This is a genomic window from Buttiauxella brennerae ATCC 51605, from assembly GCF_001654925.1.
In the GTDB taxonomy this organism is placed as follows: Bacteria; Pseudomonadota; Gammaproteobacteria; order Enterobacterales; family Enterobacteriaceae; genus Buttiauxella; species Buttiauxella brennerae.
Map to the genome: position 1 here is coordinate 256547 of NZ_LXER01000032.1, position 22860 is coordinate 279406.

The 22860-nt window shown below is 50.3% G+C and carries 23 protein-coding genes; 15 read left to right on the forward strand and 8 right to left on the reverse strand.

Annotation, left to right across the window (positions count from 1 at the left end):
* Positions 1-189: 189 nt before the first annotated feature.
* The gene (pitA, locus tag M975_RS18405) at positions 190-1692 is read left to right on the forward strand and encodes an inorganic phosphate transporter PitA (RefSeq protein WP_064561328.1); all 1503 of its coding nucleotides are present in this window, start codon (positions 190-192) and stop codon (positions 1690-1692) included.
* Between the two features lie 74 nt (positions 1693-1766).
* Here the strand turns inward: pitA and uspB are convergent, their stop codons facing one another.
* A complete protein-coding gene (gene uspB / locus M975_RS18410; RefSeq protein WP_064561398.1) occupies positions 1767-2102 on the reverse strand; it encodes a universal stress protein UspB in 336 nt (111 codons plus the stop codon).
* A 491-nt stretch (positions 2103-2593) separates the two neighbouring features.
* Between uspB and uspA the strand changes: the two genes are divergently transcribed.
* On the forward strand, positions 2594-3031 hold the full coding sequence (gene uspA / locus M975_RS18415; RefSeq protein ID WP_034460563.1) for a universal stress protein UspA: 438 nt from the start codon (positions 2594-2596) through the stop codon (positions 3029-3031).
* 100 nt (positions 3032-3131) lie between these two features.
* Here the strand turns inward: uspA and rsmJ are convergent, their stop codons facing one another.
* Entirely contained in the window at positions 3132-3884 is a 753-nt protein-coding gene (gene rsmJ, locus M975_RS18420; RefSeq protein WP_064561329.1) for a 16S rRNA (guanine(1516)-N(2))-methyltransferase RsmJ, read from the reverse strand.
* An 8-nt stretch (positions 3885-3892) separates the two neighbouring features.
* Positions 3893-5935, reverse strand: coding sequence for an oligopeptidase A (gene prlC, locus M975_RS18425; RefSeq protein ID WP_064561330.1), 2043 nt, complete (start codon positions 5933-5935; stop codon positions 3893-3895).
* Positions 5936-6101: 166 nt separating this feature from the next.
* Between prlC and M975_RS18430 the strand changes: the two genes are divergently transcribed.
* The 5 genes from M975_RS18430 to M975_RS18450 all read left to right on the forward strand — a co-directional run bounded on the left by M975_RS18430 (position 6102) and on the right by M975_RS18450 (position 10107).
* Positions 6102-6944 carry a 23S rRNA (adenine(2030)-N(6))-methyltransferase RlmJ gene (locus M975_RS18430; protein ID WP_064561331.1) on the forward strand — a complete coding sequence of 281 codons (843 nt, stop codon included), beginning with the start codon at positions 6102-6104 and terminating at the stop codon, positions 6942-6944.
* A 90-nt stretch (positions 6945-7034) separates the two neighbouring features.
* The gene (gorA, locus tag M975_RS18435; RefSeq protein WP_064561332.1) at positions 7035-8387 is read left to right on the forward strand and encodes a glutathione-disulfide reductase; all 1353 of its coding nucleotides are present in this window, start codon (positions 7035-7037) and stop codon (positions 8385-8387) included.
* Positions 8388-8645: 258 nt separating this feature from the next.
* The gene (locus tag M975_RS18440; protein WP_064561333.1) at positions 8646-9098 is read left to right on the forward strand and encodes an SgcJ/EcaC family oxidoreductase; all 453 of its coding nucleotides are present in this window, start codon (positions 8646-8648) and stop codon (positions 9096-9098) included.
* Between the two features lie 332 nt (positions 9099-9430).
* Complete coding sequence (locus M975_RS18445) at positions 9431-9694, forward strand: hypothetical protein (protein ID WP_064561334.1); 264 nt, start codon at positions 9431-9433, stop codon at positions 9692-9694.
* An 80-nt stretch (positions 9695-9774) separates the two neighbouring features.
* On the forward strand, positions 9775-10107 hold the full coding sequence (locus M975_RS18450) for a hypothetical protein (protein WP_064561335.1): 333 nt from the start codon (positions 9775-9777) through the stop codon (positions 10105-10107).
* Between the two features lie 82 nt (positions 10108-10189).
* Here M975_RS18450 and M975_RS18455 read toward each other — a convergent pair whose 3' ends face one another.
* Positions 10190-11146, reverse strand: coding sequence for a LacI family DNA-binding transcriptional regulator (locus tag M975_RS18455; RefSeq protein WP_064561336.1), 957 nt, complete (start codon positions 11144-11146; stop codon positions 10190-10192).
* Between the two features lie 295 nt (positions 11147-11441).
* Here M975_RS18455 and M975_RS18460 point away from each other — a divergent pair, with 295 nt between their 5' ends.
* From M975_RS18460 to M975_RS18475, 4 genes are all read left to right on the forward strand, one after another.
* The gene (locus tag M975_RS18460; RefSeq protein WP_064514706.1) at positions 11442-11756 is read left to right on the forward strand and encodes a PTS sugar transporter subunit IIB; all 315 of its coding nucleotides are present in this window, start codon (positions 11442-11444) and stop codon (positions 11754-11756) included.
* A gap of 12 nt (positions 11757-11768) precedes the next feature.
* Positions 11769-13094: a PTS sugar transporter subunit IIC gene (locus M975_RS18465; protein WP_064561337.1), complete on the forward strand. Its 1326-nt coding sequence runs from the start codon at positions 11769-11771 to the stop codon at positions 13092-13094.
* Between the two features lie 31 nt (positions 13095-13125).
* Positions 13126-13428, forward strand: coding sequence for a PTS lactose/cellobiose transporter subunit IIA (locus M975_RS18470; protein WP_151993846.1), 303 nt, complete (start codon positions 13126-13128; stop codon positions 13426-13428).
* Positions 13429-13615: 187 nt separating this feature from the next.
* A complete protein-coding gene (locus tag M975_RS18475; RefSeq protein WP_064561338.1) occupies positions 13616-14995 on the forward strand; it encodes a carbohydrate porin in 1380 nt (459 codons plus the stop codon).
* 174 nt (positions 14996-15169) lie between these two features.
* Here the strand turns inward: M975_RS18475 and M975_RS18480 are convergent, their stop codons facing one another.
* Both M975_RS18480 and M975_RS18485 read right to left on the reverse strand, forming a co-directional pair.
* Complete coding sequence (locus M975_RS18480) at positions 15170-16786, reverse strand: STY4199 family HEPN domain-containing protein (RefSeq protein WP_064561339.1); 1617 nt, start codon at positions 16784-16786, stop codon at positions 15170-15172.
* 102 nt (positions 16787-16888) lie between these two features.
* Positions 16889-18307, reverse strand: coding sequence for an aminotransferase-like domain-containing protein (locus M975_RS18485; RefSeq protein WP_064561340.1), 1419 nt, complete (start codon positions 18305-18307; stop codon positions 16889-16891).
* Between the two features lie 141 nt (positions 18308-18448).
* Between M975_RS18485 and M975_RS22570 the strand changes: the two genes are divergently transcribed.
* Positions 18449-18658, forward strand: a complete 210-nt coding sequence (locus M975_RS22570; protein WP_425339022.1) for a DUF1127 domain-containing protein — start codon at positions 18449-18451, stop codon at positions 18656-18658.
* A gap of 201 nt (positions 18659-18859) precedes the next feature.
* A complete protein-coding gene (locus M975_RS18490; RefSeq protein ID WP_064561341.1) occupies positions 18860-19387 on the forward strand; it encodes a GNAT family N-acetyltransferase in 528 nt (175 codons plus the stop codon).
* A gap of 40 nt (positions 19388-19427) precedes the next feature.
* Here M975_RS18490 and M975_RS18495 read toward each other — a convergent pair whose 3' ends face one another.
* Together M975_RS18495 and M975_RS18500 are read right to left on the reverse strand one after the other, a co-directional pair.
* Positions 19428-19673 (reverse strand): YdgH/BhsA/McbA family protein, encoded by a 246-nt coding sequence (locus M975_RS18495; RefSeq protein WP_064561342.1) that lies wholly within the window; start codon positions 19671-19673, stop codon positions 19428-19430.
* Between the two features lie 175 nt (positions 19674-19848).
* Entirely contained in the window at positions 19849-20607 is a 759-nt protein-coding gene (locus M975_RS18500; RefSeq protein ID WP_064561343.1) for an SDR family NAD(P)-dependent oxidoreductase, read from the reverse strand.
* A gap of 119 nt (positions 20608-20726) precedes the next feature.
* Between M975_RS18500 and M975_RS18505 the strand changes: the two genes are divergently transcribed.
* Positions 20727-21626, forward strand: a complete 900-nt coding sequence (locus M975_RS18505) for a LysR family transcriptional regulator (RefSeq protein ID WP_064561344.1) — start codon at positions 20727-20729, stop codon at positions 21624-21626.
* 54 nt (positions 21627-21680) lie between these two features.
* Entirely contained in the window at positions 21681-22691 is a 1011-nt protein-coding gene (yhjD, locus tag M975_RS18510) for an inner membrane protein YhjD (RefSeq protein WP_064561345.1), read from the forward strand.
* Positions 22692-22860: the final 169 nt, after the last annotated feature.

Consider the following 22860-nt stretch of genomic DNA (forward strand, 5'->3'; position numbering starts at 1 on the left):
ATAGCGGGCTGGACGCACCAGCTAAATGCGTCTTAACAATTGCAGGTGATTGAAAATAAATATGTAAATCTTTTCAATGTTTGACTCAACAGGGACAAACATCAAGAAAAGTCCATATTTCTGTTGGCGCATTACGGAGTTGTCTTACATAATGCGCCGCGTTCATGTCCTCAAAATGGCGTAACGTCTATGGAATTTCTGTTTAACGGCCTGGATCTTCATACCGGGCTTTTGCTATTACTTGCTCTGGCGTTTGTTCTCTTCTACGAAGCGATCAATGGCTTTCATGACACTGCTAACGCAGTGGCAACCGTTATCTATACACGTGCAATGCGATCGCAACTCGCGGTGGCAATGGCGGCATTATTTAACTTCCTCGGCGTTCTGCTTGGTGGATTGAGTGTTGCGTATGCGATTGTGCATATGTTGCCAACCGATCTGCTATTGAACGTAGGGTCCGCACATGGCTTAGCCATGGTGTTCTCTATGTTACTGGCCGCTATCATCTGGAACCTCGGCACCTGGTATTTTGGTCTGCCGGCATCCAGCTCCCATACGCTTATCGGTGCCATCATTGGTATTGGTTTGACGAACGCACTGATGACCGGAACCTCGGTAGTCGATGCGCTGAATATCCCGAAAGTCATTGGGATCTTCATGTCGTTAATCCTTTCCCCAATCGTGGGTCTGGTGATTGCGGGCGGGTTAATCTTTTTGCTACGTCGCTACTGGAGCGGCACCAAAAAGCGCCGTCGTATCCACCTGACACCTGCCGAACGTGAAAAACAAGACGGCAAGAAAAAGCCTCCATTCTGGACTCGGATCGCTCTGATTATCTCCGCTATTGGCGTGAGTTTCTCTCATGGTGCAAACGACGGTCAGAAAGGTATTGGCTTGATCATGCTGGTGCTGATTGGTGTAGCGCCTGCAGGCTTTGTGGTGAACATGAATGCTTCTGGATACGACATTGCTCGTACCCGTGATGCCATCACCCACCTTGAGCAGTACTACGCGCAGCATGGCGATGTGATTAAGCATGTTGTTGATCTCAATCCAGCTATCCCGACCCCTGAAGAAGTGAAGGGCCAGGACAAACCTGCTGAGTTCCATTGCGATGCCAGCCGCGCCATTCTTGCGGTTCAGGGCGCAAAAGCACTATTGGGTAACATCGACAGCTACGACAAGCTGAGCATTGAGCAGCGCAGCCATATGCGCCGTCTGCTGCTTTGCATTTCAGATACTTCAGAGAAAGTTGCTGCTCTGCCGGAAACCAAACCGGACGATAAGCGCTTCCTGAAAGAGCTCAAAACTGACTTGCTGTATACCATCGAGTACGCACCAATCTGGATTATCATGGCGGTTGCTCTGGCACTCGGCCTCGGTACTATGATTGGCTGGCGTCGTGTGGCGACAACTATCGGTGAGAAGATTGGTAAGAAAGGCATGACGTATGCGCAGGGTATGTCCGCGCAGATGACAGCCGCCGTCTCCATTGGTATTGCGAGCTACACCGGTATGCCGGTTTCTACCACTCACGTGCTTTCTTCTTCCGTAGCGGGGACGATGGTTGTTGATGGTGGCGGTTTGCAGCGTAAAACGGTAACCAACATCCTGATGGCCTGGGTGTTCACTTTACCGGTGTCGATTCTGCTTTCTGGTTCTCTTTACTGGATTTCACTGCACTTTATTTAAGTGCGGTGTCGTCACCAAAAAGCAAAAAGCGGGTCAGTTTACTGGCCCGCTTTTTTTATACGCTGCTTAAATCACTAGTGCCAAAGCATTAAACCAATCAAACTTATTACGACTAATCCACACAAAGCACTGGTCAAAATAAACTGGCGGCGCAGACGTTCACAGCGGCGGATAAACTCGTCATCGTGATGATCGAGATATCGCTGGGCGTAGATATAACTCACTAAGCGGATCTGTTTGCTGGGCTGGCCGTGAGAGGTAAAAAAACCGCCTCCATCGACGTATTGGTACAACAACGGATCGCACCCGCGTAATACCACCAGCAGCGCGCGCAAAGATGAGTAATAGCGCGCCATATTCACAACACAAACTACACAAAGCGCCCAAAAAAGCGCGACGGTGCTGATCATCATAATTCCCCTCCCGGTGAAGCCCCAGAACATCACTCCAGGGCAACCGCTCACCCCGAAAACCAGAAAGACCGTTCAGCGAGCCCAAAAAGCCGATCCGGCTCACATGACTATACCCAATGGATTTCGAGTGGCAGGCAGGCGGCAAGATAATGAGTCCCGATGCGCTTACACGAGTAAGTGATTCGGGCGATTGAACGCAGCCAACGCACATGCAACTTGAAAGACGACGGGTATATTCCGGAACGGCTTATTTAATAGTGTAGGAGATCCGTTCATTTTTTTTCCACATCGTTAATCTTTATCAAAGCTATAACGTCCATTTAGGACTTCAATGTATACAGTGGTGGCACGTTGACGATTTCTATCATTCGCTATAGGGTAGAAATATCATCTACAATTTAGGTCTTTACACGCGGGTAGCACCGATGAAGTCTATCTTGTTACCCGACCAGGCTGGTCATCGACAACTTATGGAAGGAGTAAAATATATGGCTTACAAACACATTCTGATCGCGGTAGACCTCTCCCCGGAGAGCAAAGTACTGGTGGAAAAAGCCGTGTCTATGGCTCGTCCATACAACGCGAAAGTTTCCCTGATTCATGTTGATGTAAATTACTCCGATCTCTACACCGGATTGATTGATGTCAATCTGGGCGATATGCAAAAACGCATTTCTGAAGAAACTCACCACGCATTGAGCGAGTTATCCACTGGTGCAGGTTACCCAATTACTGAAACACTGAGTGGCAGCGGCGATCTTGGCCAGGTACTGGTCGATGCCATTAAAAAGTACGATATGGATTTAGTGGTTTGCGGCCACCACCAGGATTTCTGGAGCAAGCTGATGTCCTCCGCACGCCAGCTTATCAACACCGTACATGTTGATATGTTGATTGTTCCACTGCGTGACGAAGACGAAGATTAAGTTTAGAACGTTTAAGCCCTCACCCTAACCCTCTCCCCCAGGAGAGGGAAAAGTATGGTTTCCCCCTCGCCCTCAGGGAGAGGGTCGGGGTGAGGGTTGTTCAAACCGCCGTACCCGAATAAATATCAAAACGGTGGCCTTTGGTGACCACAGCGTTATGCGTTTCCACACCACCGAGCGGTGGCGCGTAGTCCGGGCGTTTCACAACCACACGTTTTGTCGCCAGCTTTTGCGCAGGCAACAGCAAACCGTCTGCATCTTCGTCCGGCCCCACCAGCGACTGAAACACACGCATCTCTTTCTTCACCAGCGCGCTTTTCTGCTTATGCGGGAACATCGGGTCGAGATACACCACTTCCGGGCGCGGTGTGATATCGCTTAACGCCGTCAGGCTGGACGCGTGAATCAACTGCAAACGCTCCTGCAACCAGCCGCCGATTTCTGCATCCTGATACCCTCGGCGCAAGCCGTCATCGAGCAAAGCCGCAACCACCGGGTTACGCTCTAACATTCGCACCCGACAGCCCACAGACGCCAGGACAAACGCATCACGCCCAAGCCCGGCCGTGGCATCCACGACACTCGGCAGATAACCGCTTTTGATGCCAACCGCTTTTGCCACCGCTTCGCCACGCCCACCGCCAAACTTGCGGCGATGCGCCATCGCACCCGAAACAAAATCGACAAAAATGCCGCCCAGTTTTGGCTCATCGCGCTTGCGCAATTCCAGATGGTCCGGCGTTAATACCAGCGCCATCAGCGAGTCTTCGTCGTGCTCAAGACCCCAGCGTTCGCTCAAAAGTGATAAGGCGCCGGAGTCGGCGCCTGATTCAGTTAGTAAACAGATTTTCACAGAATGACTTAGCCCTTGATACCGTAATGAGCCAGCATCGCATCGAGCTGAGGCTCGCGGCCACGGAAGCGTTTGAACAGCTCCATTGGCTCTTCTGAACCGCCACGGGTCAGGATGTTATCAAGGAATGACTGGCCGGTTTCGCGGTTGAAAATACCCTCTTCTTCAAAGCGCGAGAACGCATCGGCTGCCAGCACATCGGCCCACAGGTAGCTGTAATAACCCGCTGCATAACCACCTGCAAAGATGTGGCTGAAGGCGTGTGGGAAACGGCCCCATTTCGGTGACGGCACAACCGCAACCAGCTTCTTGATTTCATATAGAGTTTCCAGCACTTTCGCGCCTTGCTCCGGGTTGAATTCAGCATGCAGGCGGAAGTCGAACAGGCCAAACTCCAGCTGACGCAGAATAAACAGCGCCGCCTGGTAGTTTTTCGCCGCCAGCATTTTATCGAGCAGCTCTTTTGGCAGCGGTTCGCCGGTTTCGAAATGGCCGGAGATAAACGCCAGTGCATCCGGCTCCCAGCACCAGTTTTCCATAAACTGGCTTGGCAGTTCGACCGCATCCCACGGCACACCGTTAATGCCAGAAACACCCGCCGTTTCGACTTTGGTCAGCATATGGTGCAAACCGTGGCCGAACTCATGGAAGAGGGTGATCACTTCGTCATGAGTAAACAGCGCAGGCTTGCCGCTAACCGGGCGGTTAAAGTTACAGGTCAGGTAAGCGACGGGTTTTTGCAGCGATCCGTCAGCTTTTCGCATCTGGCCAACGCAATCGTCCATCCATGCCCCACCGCGTTTATTTTCACGCGCATACAGGTCGAGATAGAAGCTGCCGCGCAGGTCGCCAGTCTCGTCATACAGCTCGAAGAAACGCACATCCGAATGCCAGACATCGATGTCTTTACGCTCTTTCGCAGTGATGCCGTAAATGCGCTTCACTACTTCAAACAGGCCGTTTACCGCGCGGTCTTCCGGGAAGTACGGGCGCAACTGCTCATCGCTGATGCTGTACAGATGCTGTTTCTGTTTTTCGCTGTAATAGGTGATGTCCCAGGGTTCCAGTTCATCAACGTTAAATTCTTTTTTGGTGAATGCACGCAGTTGCGCCAGTTCCGCTTCGCCCTGTGGGCGCGCACGTTTCGCCAGATCGGTTAAGAACTCCAGAACCTGCTGCGGGTTTTCGGCCATTTTGGTGGCGAGAGATTTTTCTGCATAGTTGCCAAAGCCCAGCAGCTCTGCCAGCTCGTGGCGCAGTGCCAGAATCTCTTCCATCACCGGGGTGTTATCCCATTTGCCTGCGTTCGGGCCTTGATCGGAGGCGCGAGTGGCATAAGCGCGATACATCTCTTCACGCAGTTCGCGGTTGTCGCAGTAAGTGAGTACTGGCAAATAGCTTGGAATATCCAGCGTCAGCAACCAGCCATCTTGCTCTTTGGCTTCTGCCTGAGCACGTGCGGCGGCCAGCGCACTTTCCGGCATACCCGAAAGTTGTGCTTCGTCGGTAATCAGTTTCGTCCAGCCCTGAGTCGCATCCAGCACGTTGTTGCTGTAGGTCGAACCCAGTTCAGACAAGCGCGCAGCGATTTCGCCGTAACGCTTCTGTTTTTCTTCCGGCAAGCCAATGCCAGACAGCTCGAAGTCACGCAGTGCGTTATCAACAGCCTTTTTCTCAGCCATGCTGAGATCGGCGTAAAACGCACCATCACGCAGGTTACGATATGCCTGATAAAGCCCTTCGTTCTGGCCAACCCAGGTGCTGTATTCAGACAGCAACGGCAGCGTTTGCTCATAGGCTTCACGCAGTTCTGGGCTGTTTTGTACCGAATTCAGGTGGCTGACCGGGGAGAAAATGCGCCCCAGGCGGTCGTCCACTTCAGCCAGCGGCTGGCAAAGATTATCCCAGTTATAAGGCGCACCCTGTGCCACCACGCTTTCGACTTTTACGCGGCAATCATCCAGCGCTTGCTGCACGGCTGGCACGATATGTTCAGGTTTAAGAGCGGAAAACGGCGGCAGATCGAAAGGCGTTAACAATGGATTGGTCATAAGCGCGGTTCCTGATGTCTGAGAAGTGGAGCGCATTGCGCGCTACAAAAGCAATCTTATTAAGATGAGGCTTAGTGTAGTTAATTTCAATGCCAGGCACGAAGCATAAGGCTGTATACTGTGCAGAATAGTTGTTCTTCTTTTGTCTTTGGAAACCCTTCAAGCCATGCTCAGTTATCGCCACAGCTTTCACGCCGGCAACCACGCCGACGTACTGAAACACACCGTTCAAAGTCTGATCATCGAATCCTTAAAAGAGAAGGAAAAACCTTTTCTTTATCTGGATACTCATGCAGGCGCAGGCCGATACAAACTGAGCAGCGAGCATGCCGAGCGTACCGGTGAATACCTGGAAGGCATCGCCCGCATCTGGCAGCAAGATGATTTGCCAGCTGAGCTTGAAGCGTACATTGGTGCGGTTAAAGCCTATAACCACGGCGGCCAACTGCGTTACTACCCAGGCTCCCCGCTGATTGCGCGCCAGCTTCTGCGTGAGCAAGACAGCCTGCAATTGACCGAACTTCACCCGTCGGATTTCCCGCTGCTGCGCTCTGAATTCCAGAAAGACAACCGCGCACGCGTTGAACGCGCTGACGGTTATACCCAGCTGAAATCAAAACTGCCGCCGGCTTCCCGTCGTGGTCTGATTCTTATCGACCCGCCGTATGAGATTAAAACCGATTACCAGGCCGTTGTGACGGGCATCAACGATGGCTACAAGCGTTTTGCCACCGGCACTTATGCGCTGTGGTACCCGGTTGTCATGCGCCAGCAAATCAAACGTATGCTGCGCGAACTGGAAGAAACCGGTATCCGCCGTATTCTGCAAATTGAACTGGCCGTGCTGCCGGATAGCGACCGCCGTGGCATGACAGCTTCAGGCATGATTGTTATCAACCCGCCGTGGAAACTGGAACAGCAGATGGCTAACGTACTGCCGTGGCTGCATAAAACGCTGGTTCCTTCCGGCAATGGCTCGACCACGCTGAGCTGGGTTGTGCCTGAGTAATAGCTATCAGAGATATCGGTGGAACCTTTGCTCTAAAATTTCTCGGCGCGCTACAATCGCGAATATTTTTCGACTCATTAGGGAAACATCATGACCAAACATTATGACTACCTCGCCATTGGCGGCGGCAGCGGCGGTATCGCCTCCATTAACCGTGCGGCGATGTATGGGAAGAAATGCGCCCTGATTGAGGCGAAAGAGCTGGGCGGCACCTGCGTAAACGTGGGTTGCGTACCGAAAAAGGTCATGTGGCATGCGGCACAAATCGCCGAGGCCATCCATAACTACGGCCCGGACTACGGTTTTGACACCACGGTGAATAAATTCGACTGGGACAAACTGATCGCCAGCCGTACCGCGTATATCGACCGCATCCACACCTCTTACGACAACGTTCTGGGTAAAAACAACGTTGACGTGATTCGTGGCTTTGCCAAATTTGTTGATGCACATACCGTTGAAGTGAATGGCGAAACCATCACCGCAGACCACATTCTGATTGCAACCGGTGGCCGTCCAAGCCGCCCGTCAATTCCAGGCGCGGAATATGGTATTGATTCTGACGGTTTCTTCGCGCTGCCTGCTTTGCCAAAACGCATTGCGGTTGTGGGCGCAGGCTATATTGCCGTTGAAATCGCAGGTGTGGTTAACGCGCTGGGTTCAGAAACCCATCTGTTCGTGCGCCAGCACGCGCCGCTGCGTACTTTTGATCCACTGATTGTCGAAACCCTGTTGGAAGTGATTAACACCGAAGGCCCAACGCTGCACACGCAAGCGGTGCCGAAAGCGGTGGTTAAAAATGCCGATGGCAGCCTGACGCTGCAACTGGAAGATAGCCGCTCTGAAACGGTAGATTGCCTGATTTGGGCGATTGGCCGTCAGCCAGAAACCGACAACTTCAACCTGGCGGCGACGGGTGTGAAAACCAATGCCAAAGGCTACATTGAAGTCGATAAATTCCAGAACACCAACGTGCCGGGCATTTATGCCGTAGGTGATAACACCGGTGCTGTAGAACTGACACCTGTCGCGGTTGCCGCAGGTCGTCGCCTGTCTGAACGTCTGTTTAACAACAAGCCTGACGAGCATCTGGATTACAGCAACGTGCCAACCGTGGTGTTCAGTCACCCGCCAATCGGCACGGTCGGTTTAACCGAGCCACAAGCGCGTGAGCAGTACGGCGACGATAACGTGAAGGTGTATAAATCCTCTTTCACCGCCATGTACACCGCTGTGACATCGCACCGTCAGCCATGCCGCATGAAGCTGGTGTGCGCAGGCCCGGATGAGAAGATTGTCGGTATTCACGGCATCGGTTACGGCATGGATGAAATGCTGCAAGGCTTCGCGGTTGCACTGAAAATGGGCGCGACCAAGAAAGACTTCGATAACACCGTGGCGATTCACCCGACGGGTTCGGAAGAATTCGTTACTATGAGGTAGCTAATCTCGATGTAATCGAATCTTAAAAAACTGACTGTAACAGGTCAGTTTTTTTATGTGCTTTTTCCAGGAACAATATCACCGAAAAGTTGATTCATTGCGGTTTCAAGTCATCGGAAAGCTTGTTTTTGCCACTCCCTGAATGATTTACGTAGGTTATAGTAATGAAATGTAACTATATATAAATAATATTGTATACCCACAAAATCATTGGTAGTTTGATTGCAGGAAAAACACAACAGAAACAAAGGGATAATAATGAAAAAGCTACTTGGTATCGTGGGTACACTGATTCTGGTTTCAGGATCTGCAATGGCTACGACCACACCTGACTGCGTCAAAGTAGACAAAGCGCAGATTGAAGGCTTGTTTGATAAATGGAACGATTCCCTGCAGACCGGTGATGCTAAAAAAGTAGCAAATAATTATCTTAGCGATGCCGTATTGCTGCCGACTGTTTCCAATAAAGTTCGCCTGACTGACGCCGAGCGAGTGGATTATTTCGAGCACTTCTTAGAGAAGAAGCCGTTTGGCAAAATTGACAGCCGTACTGTGCGACTGGGTTGTAATAAAGCGGTAGATGCCGGGACTTACACCTTCACCTTCGCTGATAAATCCAAAGTCTCAGCGCGTTATACCTTCACTTACGCGTGGGATGGTAAAGAGTGGAAAATCTCTACCCACCACTCTTCTGCGATGCCAGAAGCATAAAACAACGGGTCGATAATCCCGCCAGTATTTCAGTTGAAGCCTCCGCATTTCAAATGCGGAGGCTTTTTCTATAAGTGGCCATTCTAAAAACAAAGGCAGGTGAAAAGAATGTGCAGGCAAATAAAAGGAATAGAGCTCTAATAATCAAAAAAGCTAACCCATTAATTTTCATATACATGTGAGATAAAACTAAAGGAAACGCAAAGAAAAATATAATTTTATTTATTTGCTTACATTTAGACGCAAGTGGCAGAACTATACTATTCTGGTTTCAATCGTTTAAAATTGTATTTATTCAAATTGCTTATCATTTATTTTCTAGGATATATCTCATGAATAATAAAGCATCCACCTTATTAGGTGTTCTGGCAGGCACAATTTTGCTGTCTACTTTTTCTATCAGCACTGCCAATGCGACTCAACAAGGCCAACAACGCCGCGAAGCGCGTGACACTCGTCAGGATACCCGCGAGGATTCACGTCAGGAGAAGCGCGACTGTGTGGTTAGCAATGACCAAAGTAACCATGATTGCCGCCAGGACAAGCGCCAGAATAAACAAGATGGCCGTGAAGAAGCTCGAGACATCAAATATTAAAACGGGTCTTTCACCGTCTCGAACAGAATAATAGTTAAGTGCAAAACATTACGCACTTTTATGTCCAGGAGGACAACTTATTGAAAAAATATATCCCAGGTTTACTGATTTTAACCTTCGCATTTTCAGGCAACGTTTTTGCTATTGATAAAACATCTGGCGGAGCGTTGGCTGGTGCAGCAATTGGTGCTGTGACGGGCAAAAGCGTGAAGAGTACTGTCGGTGGTGCGGTCATTGGCGGTGGCACAGGGGCAATGTTCAAAAGTGGCGATACAGGAAAAGCTGCCCGTAAAGGTGGTGCGATTGGTGCCGCAGTGGGGGGTGTTGCAGCAGCAGCAACCGGCCAAAGCGTCTTAAAAGGTGCGGCCGTTGGCGCAGGCGGTGGTGCTCTGGTCGGTGAAGCCACTCACTAAGCTAAAGCTGACTCACCCCGAATACTCAAAAGCCCGGCATCTTTCGATGTCGGGCTTTTTCATTTCACGGCCAGTAAAACGTTTACTTTCTTCCAGCCATGTCAGGAATAATCAGATCCCCACGCAGCACGTTCGAACCCAGCGCACTTTTGGTTTTCTCGGTCAGCCACGCAACAATTCTTGCCGCCATCGCATCCATGGAATACTCAATGGCCGGAATAGTCGGAATGCCTGGCAAATGCAGCGACCCGGCGAGGCTAAATACCATAATGTCTTGCGGCACGGATTTATTAAACGCCTGCAACTGCGGAATGATGCGCTGCGCTTCTTGCTCATCGGCCACCAGTAACGCGTTGAAATTCAGCGTGGTGCTGTTATTGAGCAGCACTTGCAGCGCAACCGACGAAGAGGTGGAGTCCATAAAAATCAGGTTACGGTTAAACGGCAGGAAATTGTTTTCCAGCGCACGTTTGTAACCCAGCAGGATTTGTTCAACGGAACCGCATGAGTCAGGGTTAATCACGGCAATCTGCCGCCGTCCCTGTTTAATCAGGTAATTACAGGCAGTTTCCGCAGCAAATGCGTGATCAAACTGAATGCTGTTGCTGGAGTCGACATCCACACAATCCACCAGAATGACATTCTCATGGCTGATATTGAGCGGGAAACGGGCACCGATAACCAGCACGTCATCGCACAGGCCGCAGGTCAGCTCATCAAGCGCGTGCAACACCTCGGTTTTGCTATTGGCAAAACGCAGCAACAGGTGTTTTTGATGCTGGCTAAGGTGTTTCTCCAGCGCGTACAGGTAACCCGTGGTCTGGTTAATATTGTCCTGCGCACAAATCACGCCAATACAGCCTGTTGACTGGCTAAGCAAGGATTGCGCGATAACATTCGGCCGGTAATGCAACTCTTCCACCGCTTTAAGCACAGCCAGACGACTCGCTTCTTTCACCCCACGAGATCCACTCAATACCCGAGATACTGTGGCTTTAGACACCCCAGCTAAACGCGATACATCATTGATTGTAGACATCATTTTCCTTTATCAGGCTCTGGCTTATGCCTGTCATCCTAAATACTGCCCTGGCTCACATTCTAACCAATTTTAAGTATAGTCGTTTCGCTTTTCTATGGAAACCGATTTTCCGCATGATGTCCAAACCGTACCTCAACCAGATAATTTTGTGATGACGATCCAATAAGCAAAGCCTATAAACGCTGGATGTTGATGAGTATCACAGATCGGTTGGCTGCGGATGGAAAACGGTTTCCATAAAGTATCAAATAATTTCCGCAATACTTTATTTACATTTTGAGGATGAGTGTTAATGGTCAAGATCATGTTGTGTTGTTCTGCCGGAATGTCCACCAGCCTGCTGGTCAGAAAGATGCTGAGCGTAGCGGAAGAACGAGGAATGCCTGTTGAAATAGAGGCTTACGGTGTCGCTGAATTTGACGTGCAGTTTCCGCGCTACCAGGTGGTGCTGCTCGGGCCGCAAGTGAAATATATGTTAAGTACGCTTTCAGAAAAGACCGCCTCTCACGGCATTCCCGTTCAAGCCATCGATATGATGGATTACGGCATGCAACGTGGCGATAAGGTGTTGGATTATGCTCTGTCGCTTATCGAAGCGGCTCACTAAAAGGGTGTTCATATGAGTTCGCTATATCAATCAATGGTGACGGTGATTGAGCAATCTATCACCCCGCTGGCGGGTCGTCTGGGGCAACAAAAGTACGTTATCGCCATTCGTGATGGGTTCACCGCGGCCCTGCCGTTTATGATCATCGGCTCCTTTATGCTGGTGTTTATTTTCCCGCCGTTCTCGGCCGATACCACCCTTGGCTTTGCCCGCGCATGGCTGGATTTTTCACAGACTTACCGTGAACAACTGATGCTGCCATTTAACCTGAGTATGGGCGTGATGACGTTCTTTATCTCAGTCGGGATTGGTGCAAGTCTGGGGCGGCAGTTTAATCTTGACCCGGTGATGTCCGGTTTGCTGGCCTTTATGGCGTTTTTGCTAGTTGCTGCACCCTACGCTGATGGCAAAATCTCGACTCAGTACCTTTCAGGCCAGGGCATTTTCACCGCGCTGATTACGTCGATTTACTCCACGCGTATTTACGCCTGGCTTAAAGAGCACAAAGTCACGATTCGTCTGCCAAAAGAAGTGCCAACAGGCGTTGCGCGTTCATTTGAAATTCTGATCCCGGTGGTGGTGATTATCGGCACGCTGCACCCGCTGAATTTATTCATCGAAGCGCAAACCGGCATGATTATGCCGCAAGCGATTATGCACCTGCTGGAACCGCTGGTTTCCGCATCGGATTCCCTGCCCGCTATTTTGTTGTCTGTGTTGCTGTGCCAGATTTTCTGGTTCTCAGGCATTCATGGCTCGCTGATTGTTACCGGCATCATGAGTCCATTCTGGATGACAAACCTTGCAGCAAACCAGACTGCGCTTGCCGCTGGCGCTGCATTACCACACATTTACCTGCAAGGTTTCTGGGACCACTATTTATTGATTGGCGGCGTCGGCTCCACTCTGCCGTTAGCGTTCTTATTACTGCGCAGCAAAGCCACCCACTTACGCACCATTGGTAAAATGGGCATCGTGCCAAGTTTCTTTAATATCAATGAACCGATTCTGTTCGGCGCGCCCATTATCATGAACCCGTTGTTGTTCATTCCGTTTGTTTGCGTACCGATGGTCAACGCCGTTCTGGCTTATACCGCCACAAAACTGGGTTGGCTGGCGCAAGTCGTTTCCCTGACGCCGTGGACGACACCCGCACCGATTGGCGCTTCGTGGGCAACAAACTGGGCCTTTAGCCCGGTGGTGATGTGTTTGATTTGCATGGTCGTTTCCACCTTAATTTATCTGCCATTCCTGCGTGCTTATGAGCGTTCATTGCAGAAAACCGCCGTGGAAAACGAAGCGCGTTCACCGTTGACAGAAACGGCTATCAGCAATTAATAATCGCCGTCTAATAAATCTGGGAAAAATGATGATCGAATTAGAAGAAGCCGTCATGGAAATTATTATGAATGCCGGGCAATCACGTAGCCTGTGTTTTGAAGCACTGCATTCAGCGCGACAGGGTAATATTGAAGAAGCCAAACTGTTATTACATGAAGCTGATGGTTACGCCCGTGAAGCCCATAAGATGCAAACTAAATTGATTGAACAAGATGCCGGTGAAGCTAAGCAACCCATGACATTAATTATGGTGCACGCGCAAGACCATTTAATGACATCCATGCTGGCACGCGAACTTTCGAACGAAATTATTCATCTTTATCAACGCTAAGCATTACGTAAAAACAAAAACTATTTAACCTCTGGCACGGAGAAACAATTACGTAAATAATTTTAATTAAGTCCAATCCGATGAAAGTATAAATAACGATAAATATGTTTGGGTAATAGAGTTTTCTCTATTAACCCGGAGCAGGATATTTATTGTCTGAAAAATAAATTACTAAATTGAGATTATAATGAAAACAATTAAAAAACTTCCATTAACAATGGCGGTTATCGCCGCGTTGTGCCCAATTTCTGTACTCGCACAAGAACCAATGTCTCAGGAACAAATTGACCAAATCGTGGCGAAGGCCGTGGATAAAGCGCTGGCCGACCGTGATGCGAAAATAGAAGCGGCACGCCTCAATAGGACCGATACGTTAGTTACGCCGCAAGTTCCCACCACGCCAGATAAGGCTGTTCCGTTGGGGCTTAAATTTACCGGTTATGCGCGTTACGGTGCGCATTTCCAGGCAGGTGATCAAAAATATATTGGCGTTGACGGTTCCTACAACGGCTCCTCCGCAATTGGTCGTTTAGGTAACGAAGGCAACGGCGGCGAATTCCAGCTCACCAAAATCATAAAAGCCGATAACGGGGCCATCTGGGACATCGGCGTGATGATTGACCACTGGGGCGATGAAGTTAACCTGAAAAAAGCCTACGCGGGTGTCACAAACCTGTTTGAATCACAGCCAAATGCTTATTTCTGGGCCGGTCGCGACTTCCACCAGCGTCCACAACAAGGGATCAACGACTACTTCTGGATGAACCACGATGGGCAAGGTGCGGGGGTGAAAAGCCTCGATCTCGGCTTTGCTCAACTGGATATGGCGGCGGTTGCATCGGTGGAGCAGTGTAATCCTGAAATGATAGAAGATGGCGGCAACCCGTCGCGTATCTCTTGTACGGGCGGCTCCGGCACTGGCGATAAAGGCAACTACGCGGCAACGTCAAAACTGCATGGTATCAAATTCGGCCCGATCGATTTCGAGCTGTACGCCAACTATGGTTTTGACTCCAAAGCCATTGATAGCGACGAACGTTCCAAAGCCTGGCAAGCCGCGGTGGTGTTAAGCCACACCGGTGAAAATAGCCTGAATAAAATTATTGCCCGTTATTCTGACCACTCGGATAACAGCGTTTATAACAAAACCAATGGCCTGCACACCGTGTATACCAGCTTCGAAGGGAACTATAAGTTCACTCAACAAGCACAGGTGGAATATCTGTTGGCCTTCCACGATTACGATAATGACGAGCAAACGCTCGATAACCGCCGCAACTACGGTGCCATCGTTCGCCCGATGTACTTCTGGAACGACATCCATTCAACGTGGCTTGAGGCGGGTTATCAGCGCGTAGATTACGAGAATGATGGTGATAACAAAGGCTGGAAACTGACGCTGTCGCAGAACATTTCTATCGCGATGGGGCCGGAGTTCCGCCCGATGCTGCGCTTCTACGTTACCGGCGGCCAGGTGGAGAACAACCACACTACGCGTGTCGCAGGGCAGGATAATACTCAGCTTGATTCGTTTAACGTGGGCGCGATGTGGGAAGCCTGGTGGTAAATTCAAGCTGCGTCTGCGTTGGCTGCGCTCGCTCACCCCGGTCACTTACTTGAGTAAGCTCCCGGGGATTCACTCGCTTGCCGCCTTGATGCCGCTCGAATTATTTGGGATATAAAAAATTTTTTTGGGGTTGTAGGGTGGATCCGTCCACCCTACGAAAGAGATAACAAACACTCACCGCATCGCGTTATAAATGGCCTGCTGAATATCAACCGCACGTTTTTCTTCAGCAATACCCTGCTCATCTTTACGCTGTTGCTGCGCACTGAGCCGCAGTTTTGCTCTGTCCAAATCCTCTTTCTGTCGCTTGATGGCTTCAGGCGAGCTGCAAAAAGTTTGCAGGAATTGTTTACGCAGCGCCGTGAGGCTTTCCCCGTCGGTCATCGCCTGGCTGTAGGTTCTGACCATGCGCCGACACGGGCGTTCTTCATCCATTTGCGAGCGATGCTGCAAAAGAGCATTGAGCGCGTCGCGGTAATCACCCGTTAATGCGGATTCGGTGTAAGAGACTTTCCAGTTCATGCCGCCTTGCATAAACAACCGCACCACGGTGGCATCTCCACGCTCGATGGCCGAGCGTAAATTGCCCTCTTCCCAGCCAATCCCGATGTTAGCCAGTTTTTCACGCGCGCTTTGCGCTTCGGGAAGTGAATCAATCACCGTCACTTTCGCGGGCTGGCTGTTTGCTTGCACGGGTTTATCGGCGATATCACTCAGCAAATACATGCCGAAAATGGCGGCGCCAATTACCGCCACGCCAGCGATACACCAGCACACCATCTTCAGTGTCTCGCTGGTGTCCTGTTTGCTTTTGGTATTACGCAAATCGGGCCGTTCAATGGTGTCGCGCACTTCTTCATTATCGCGTCCGGTAGCCTGGTGTTTTTTCTGCGCAAGCGTCAGCCATGCCTGTAACTGCGCGTCGTCTGCCGCCAAAAGTGCTGCCGGGTTAACTTTGGTTCGCCCCTCATCGAAAGCCTGCTGAATAACAGCGCTGCTTTCCTGGTAATAGCTATTGAGCAATGCGAGTTGTACGGAGGTTAATGTCTGCTGCTGCACGAGGTCGTTGCGAATTTCGCGTACATCATCGAGAAAAGTTTGCAGCGTTTTACGCTGGTCAATCAACAAACCCAGTTGCGTTGCGTGTTGGAAAAGCCCGGCATAATGGTTGGCGTACTCTTTTTTATCGACCACCATTAAAGCCAGTTCGCTAAAACGCATGCCGCTGAGAATATCGCCCCGCTCGCCGTTCTTTAGCCAGCGGCGCAAGCTATCCGCGCCAAATAGCATTTTCAGCTTATGCACCAGCTGCGACTGACCGGCATAACTGTTTTCCACCAGGTTCTTAAGCATCAGCTCAAGGGCACGCATCTGGCGCATCGCTTTTTGCTGCACCGCAACATCGTGACTTTCAATTTCGGTGGAATAGCCAAGCAAGGGCTGCTTTTCTCGCACCCGTTCGAGGTAACTGACAAAACGCAGCGCGGCTATTAACTGGTTATGACTGACTTCCTGGCCGCTTTCGAACTGCGGAACCAGTTGCTGTAAATGGCGCAAAAGCAGTGTGAAATGCGAGATTTCAGCGTCGTTAAGATTTAAGCGCTTCGCCACCGCCATCCAGCTGCCGAGAGCGAGGCGAGCCTGCTCAAGCTGTTGGAAAAACCACTGTGGATCTTTGCCATCACTGGCTTTGATAGTGAGAAGTGGCAGGATTTGCAACGATGCATGGCGAATCACACCCAGGCATGTTTCAAACTTTTCCCGCATCAGCAACTGTGCCGCGCTTGCCATGATTTTCCTTTGTAAGAGACGTGCGCCTGGACCGAGAAGCGCCATTGCGCAGAATCTTAGCTCAGCCATGCAAGAGTCTATGGCTGTAAAAGCACAGGAAAATTAACTATTTTCAAAAACCTGGCTGATAAGCTCACCCATATCACGCAGCGCGGTTTCAGTCGTGGTATTGAACGGCAGCGCGTAATTGAGGCGCATACAGTTGCGATATTTCCCGGAAGCCGAAAGCAACGACCCCACCGCAATGCGGATATTATGCTGGCGCAGCACCTCGCTGATGGGCACGATATCAATCTCTTCCGGCAGCTCAATCCACATCAAAAAACCGCCCTGTGGGCGAGAAACGCAGATACCGCACGGGAAGTAGTGGCGCACCCAGCAGGTGAAGATATCGAGGTTGCGCTGATAGTGCTGGCGCATACGCCGCAGGTGGCGGTGGTAATGGCCGTTACGCACAAACTCCGCCACCGCCATTTGCGTAAACGTGGTCGTGCTGCCGGTCACGATATACTTCATATGCATGGCGCGGTCGAAATAGCGCCCCGGCACAATCCAGCCCACGCGCAGTCCCGGTGCCAGCGTTTTTGAAAATGAGCTGCACAACAGCACCCGGCCATCGACATCCAGCGATTTAATCGTCATCGGGCGTGGATATTCATACGCCAGTTCGCCGTAAACATCGTCTTCAATGATCGCAATATCAAAACGTTGCGCGAGATTCAACACCGCTTTTTTACGCGCATCGGGCATGATAAAACCGAGCGGGTTATTACAGGTCGGAACCAGAATCACCGCTTTAATCGGCCACTGTTCCAGCGCCAGCTCCAGCGCTTCCACGCTGATACCCGTTTCAGAATCTGTTGGTATTTCCACCACTTTAATGCCGAACGCACGTAGCATTTGCATCGTTCCGTGGAAGCATGGCGACTCAACGGCCACAATATCGCCCGCCTCACAGACGGCGCGAATCGCAATCGACAGCGCTTCATGGCAACCGGTGGTCACCACAATGTCATCCGGCGTGACGACACAACGGCTGTCGAGCATCAAACGTGCGATTTGTTCGCGCAGCACCTGCTTACCGTTAATGCAGTCATAACCCAAAATTTCGGATTCCTGATGCTGCACAATGCGGCTCATTTCGCGCCACAGCGGTTTGATCGTCGCCTGGGTGACATCAGGAAAACCGCTGCCAAACGCGATACTTCCGGCATCTTCCCTTCCGGTTAATTGCTCAAGCACCGCATCCCATTGGGTAATTTCAACCGGGCGCTGTGCCGGGCGGGTCAGCGCGGGCACCGGAGGCTGAGATTTTTGCGGCGTAACAAAGTAACCCGAGCGCGGCTGCGGGGAGATGAGTTGGCGATCTTCAAGAATATGATAGGCCTGCTGTACGGTGCTGATACTGACGCCGTGTTCACTGCTCAGGTTGCGCACCGAAGGCAGGCGTTCACCACTGCGATACAGCCCTTGTTCAATGCGCTCTGCCAGCAAAGTGGCCAGATGTTGGTAACGCGTCATGCTGTATCCTCTTTATTCACCATACAGACAGAAAAAGCAGTACAGAGTGATGGCAAAACCACCATTCAGATCCTGTTTTAGCGCGTCTGTATGTTAAATAAAAGTTATATTTGCGTCTGCCAGCAATCTGTATGGCGGCGCATGATTGTTCCCATCAACACGATGAGGAGCAACACCATGGGCTTTGAAGAGAACCGTCCGCACAAACCGTTTTATGGCTTTGTGATGATTTACCGTTATTTCCGCCAGAGATGGTTAAACCGCCAGACAGCACGCACACTGCAAGGATTGAGCAAGGAACAATTACGAGATATTGGACTCACGACGGATGACATTTCACACTGGAAATAACCTATTTAATACCCAAAATAATTCGAGTTGCAGGCAGGCGGTGAGCGAGGGTATCCCAATGAGCTTACTCAAGTAAGTGATTTGGGTGACAGAGTGAAACCAACGCATCTGCAACTCGAAGTATGAAGGGTATGGCGTCGTTATTTTTTTGCTGATATGAATTAAACACCTGCCAAAAATAAAAATAGTGAATTGAAAACCATGTTCCCACTTGTGACCTCCAGACTGAGCCTGACGCAAATTACCGAGCAAGAATGGCCTTTCTTTTTGCGCCTGCAACAAGACCCTGTCGTGATGCGTTTTGTTTCCGATGAGCGACGAGAAGCGGAAGTCCGCCTGATTTTTAATTCACGCCTCGTGCGCTGGGAAATTCCCAGCCGACACTGGCTTTGTCTGGTGATGCGCGATAAGCATAACGGCACGCCGATTGGTTTCACGGGTTTTGTGCGTGGCGACGAAGGCCTGGCAGAAGTCGGTTTTATTCTCGACCCCAAATTCCACGGGCAAGGTTACGGTTATGAATCGCTTCATGCCGTGTGCAAATTTGCCTTTGAAAAATGCGCGATCCGAAAATTAACCGCGACCGTCACGGTCGGGAATATCGGTTCGAGAAAGACGCTGGAAAAAGCAGGCTTTGAGCTGGAAGGGATACTGCGTGAGAACTATTTTCTGGCCGGGGTCTGGCAGGATGACTGGATTTTTGGCTTGCTGCGCAAAGAATTTAAATAAAACACGGGCCGCGCAGCGGCGGCCCATACAGCGTGAATTCTTAGTTATACATCTCAGCAACGCCAAACACTTTGTTATCGCCACCAGCAGAAATGATGCGGATAGATTTTGCGCCTGCCTGCTCAGCTTTTGCTTGTAGCTGTGCTTGAAGGCTATCAATGTTTGATGCGCCGGTTACGGAAACTGTACCGATTTTCTGGCTTTCAACTGATTGAGTAGAGGCAGCGAAAGTTGAGAATGAAGCAGCCAGAGTCATAACAACGGCAAAATATTTGATGCTTTTCATGATGTGTATCCTTGAGCTTGTTTAAGTGTGAAAGCATGTTCGCTTTCGATGTGATAAGAATAGTGCCGCATCACAAATGGTGATAGCGGAATGATTCGCTCAAGTCATTCAATATTTTTGACAAATATTTAACAGGCAAGAATGCGTTGTACTTCACCCTTGCCTGTTCTGCTGCTTATAAAAACATGCCGCCAGAAACTTCAACACGCTGCGCATTCATCCAGCCACTTTCGTCACTGAGCAGAACGGCAATCGCGTTACCAATATCATCCGGTTGCCCTACACGCCCCAGCGCCGTTTGTGCCGCGATAGCCTTCGCTACCTGTTCGTTATCACGCACCACACCACCGCCGAAATCGGTCGCAATCGCACCCGGTGCAATGATGTTGACGGAGATCCCACGCGCACCCAACTCTTTGGCCTGGTACTTCGTCAGCACTTCCATCGCCCCTTTCATGGCGGCATAAGCGGCTTTCCCCGGCAGGGCAAAACGCGTCAGGCCAGTGGAGACATTCAGGATGCGGCCACCGTCTTTAATCAGCGGCAATAAGTGCTGAGTCAGGAAGAATGGCCCTTTGAGATGGATGTTCATTAAATCATCAAACTGTTGCTCTGTTGTTTTTTCGAACAGCGCATCGAGGCCAGTTCCTGCATTGTTTAATAAATAATCAAAAGAGTCGCGTTGCCATACATCATGTAGCTGCTGCTTCACTTGCGCTGCAAAAGCAGCAAAGCCTGCGCTTTCGGCAACATTCAATTGAATTGCCACGGCTTTTACGCCAGTTAGCTCAATTTCACGTACCAAATTGAGCGCTTCTTGCTGCTGGCTGTTGTAAGTCAGAATAATATTCACGCCACGTGCTGCCAGCTTCAATGCTGCGTTTTTTCCTAATCCACGGCTGCCGCCGGTCACTAATGCGATTGTTTGACTCATGATTTGCCTCGTTGATGACTATCGGGTTGTTGAGATACAGCTTATTAGCTGCTACAAAATCAATAAAGAGTGCTAATTGCGCATCACTGTTTCACTACAAACAACAATGTGAGAATAATGTGGATAAAATACACGCAATGCAGTTGTTCATTAGAGTGGCTGAACTCGAGAGTTTCTCCCGCGCAGCAGACACACTGGGCCTTCCTAAAGGTAGCGTATCGCGCCAGATTCAGGCCCTTGAAGGCCTGCTGGGAACAAGGTTATTGCATCGCACCACCCGCCGGGTGCAGCTGACGCAAGACGGTATGGTGTACTACGAGCGCTGCCGCGATCTGTTAGCCAACCTTGATGAACTAGATGGTCTTTTTTTGCACGATCCTAAAAGCGTTAGCGGGCGCTTGCGGGTGGATATGCCGGTTGGCATCGCCAAAAATTTGGTTATGCCAAAACTTCCGGCATTTTTGCAGCAATATCCCGGTATTGAACTGGAGCTAAGCAGCAGCGACCGCATGGTCGATGTGGTGCGTGAAGGTTTTGATTGTGTGGTGCGCGTGGGGCAGCTTAAAGACTCCGGTCTGGTGGCCCGTCCGCTTGGGAAACTGACATTAATAAACTGCGCCAGCCCCGATTATCTGGCGCGTTTCGGTTACCCTGAAAGCATTGACGATCTCACTTCTCACGCCATGGTGCATTACGCGCTAAACCTCGGCAGCCGCCCGCAAGGTTTTGAATTTTTCGAAGATAAAAATACCCGCTGGGTGAAAACCGGTGGCGTGATTACCGTGAATAGCACCGAAACCTATCAGGCAGCCTGTCTTGCCGGGCTTGGGATTATTCAGGCGCCACGCATTGGCGTAAAAGAGTTACTCAAGAGCAAAAAACTGGTGGAGATCCTGCCGCAATATCGAGCTGAACCGATGCCCGTTTCGCTGCTTTACCCGCATCGCCGCAACCTTTCGCGCCGCGTTCATTTGTTTATGGAGTGGCTGACGGGGCTGGTTAAAGGATATGTGGACTAACACCAGGCTATAATTTCTTTAACCTTCTGCCAGAATTATAGGGAAAATAACCTGATGACAGTGCCGGATAACACCGAAAAACGTCCTACAGAAACGCTCGACTATGAACCAATAGTCAAAATAAAAACCAGCAATGAGAAGGTGAACAAAACCATCGATAGTGTGAATAACACCGTCGAGCGCGTCGAACGCAACCCTGTTGTTGCGCACTTGATACGGGCAGCTGAACGCTTTAACGACCGTATGGGCAACCAGTTTGGCGCGGCAATCACCTACTTTTCATTCCTGTCACTGATCCCGATTTTGATGGTGGCATTTGCCGCCGCCGGTTATATCCTTGCCTCGCACCCCACGCTGCTGGAGGAAATTTTCGAAAAGATCCTCACCAACGTGAGCGAGCCAACGCTTGCCGCCACACTGAAAAACACCATCAATACCGCGGTGCAGCAGCGCACGACTGTCGGGCTGGTTGGCCTGTTGATTGCACTCTATTCCGGCATCAACTGGATGGGGAATTTGCGTGAAGCGGTGCGTGCCCAGTCGCGCGATAAATGGGAGCGCAACCCGCAGGATCAGGAGAAGTTCTGGGTAAAGTATCTGCGTGATTTAGTGTCGCTAATTGGTTTGTTGGTGGCGTTGATTGTGACGCTTTCAATCACGTCGGTTGCCGGTTCAGCCCAGGCATTCCTGATAACTCTTTTGCATCTCGACGGTATCGAATGGTTAAAACCGGTTTGGCATTTAGTCGGGTTAGCGATCTCTATTTTTGCTAACTACCTGCTGTTCTTCTGGATTTTCTGGCGTCTTCCACGCCACCGTCCACGCAAGAAAGCACTGATTCGTGGCACATTGATTGCGGCAATTGGTTTTGAGGTTATCAAAATCATCATGACCTACAGCCTTCCAGCGCTGATAAAATCACCCTCCGGCGCAGCATTTGGCTCTGTTTTAGGTCTGATGGCCTTCTTCTATTTCTTCGCCCGCCTGACGCTGTTTTGTGCCGCGTGGATTGCCACCGCACAATACAAGGATGATCCGAGAATGCCGGGTAAAACTCAAAGTTGATTGATAACAGGCTGGTACGAGATAACGTTTCAGCACATAAATCCAGCCTGTAACTTTTATTTAACCTAAAAGCAGTTTTATTCACTGATTATTTAAATATGAGAAGCACGACATAGATATTTATCTTCTGGACTAAAAATTATCCTCTTAATGCTTATTTATTACACAG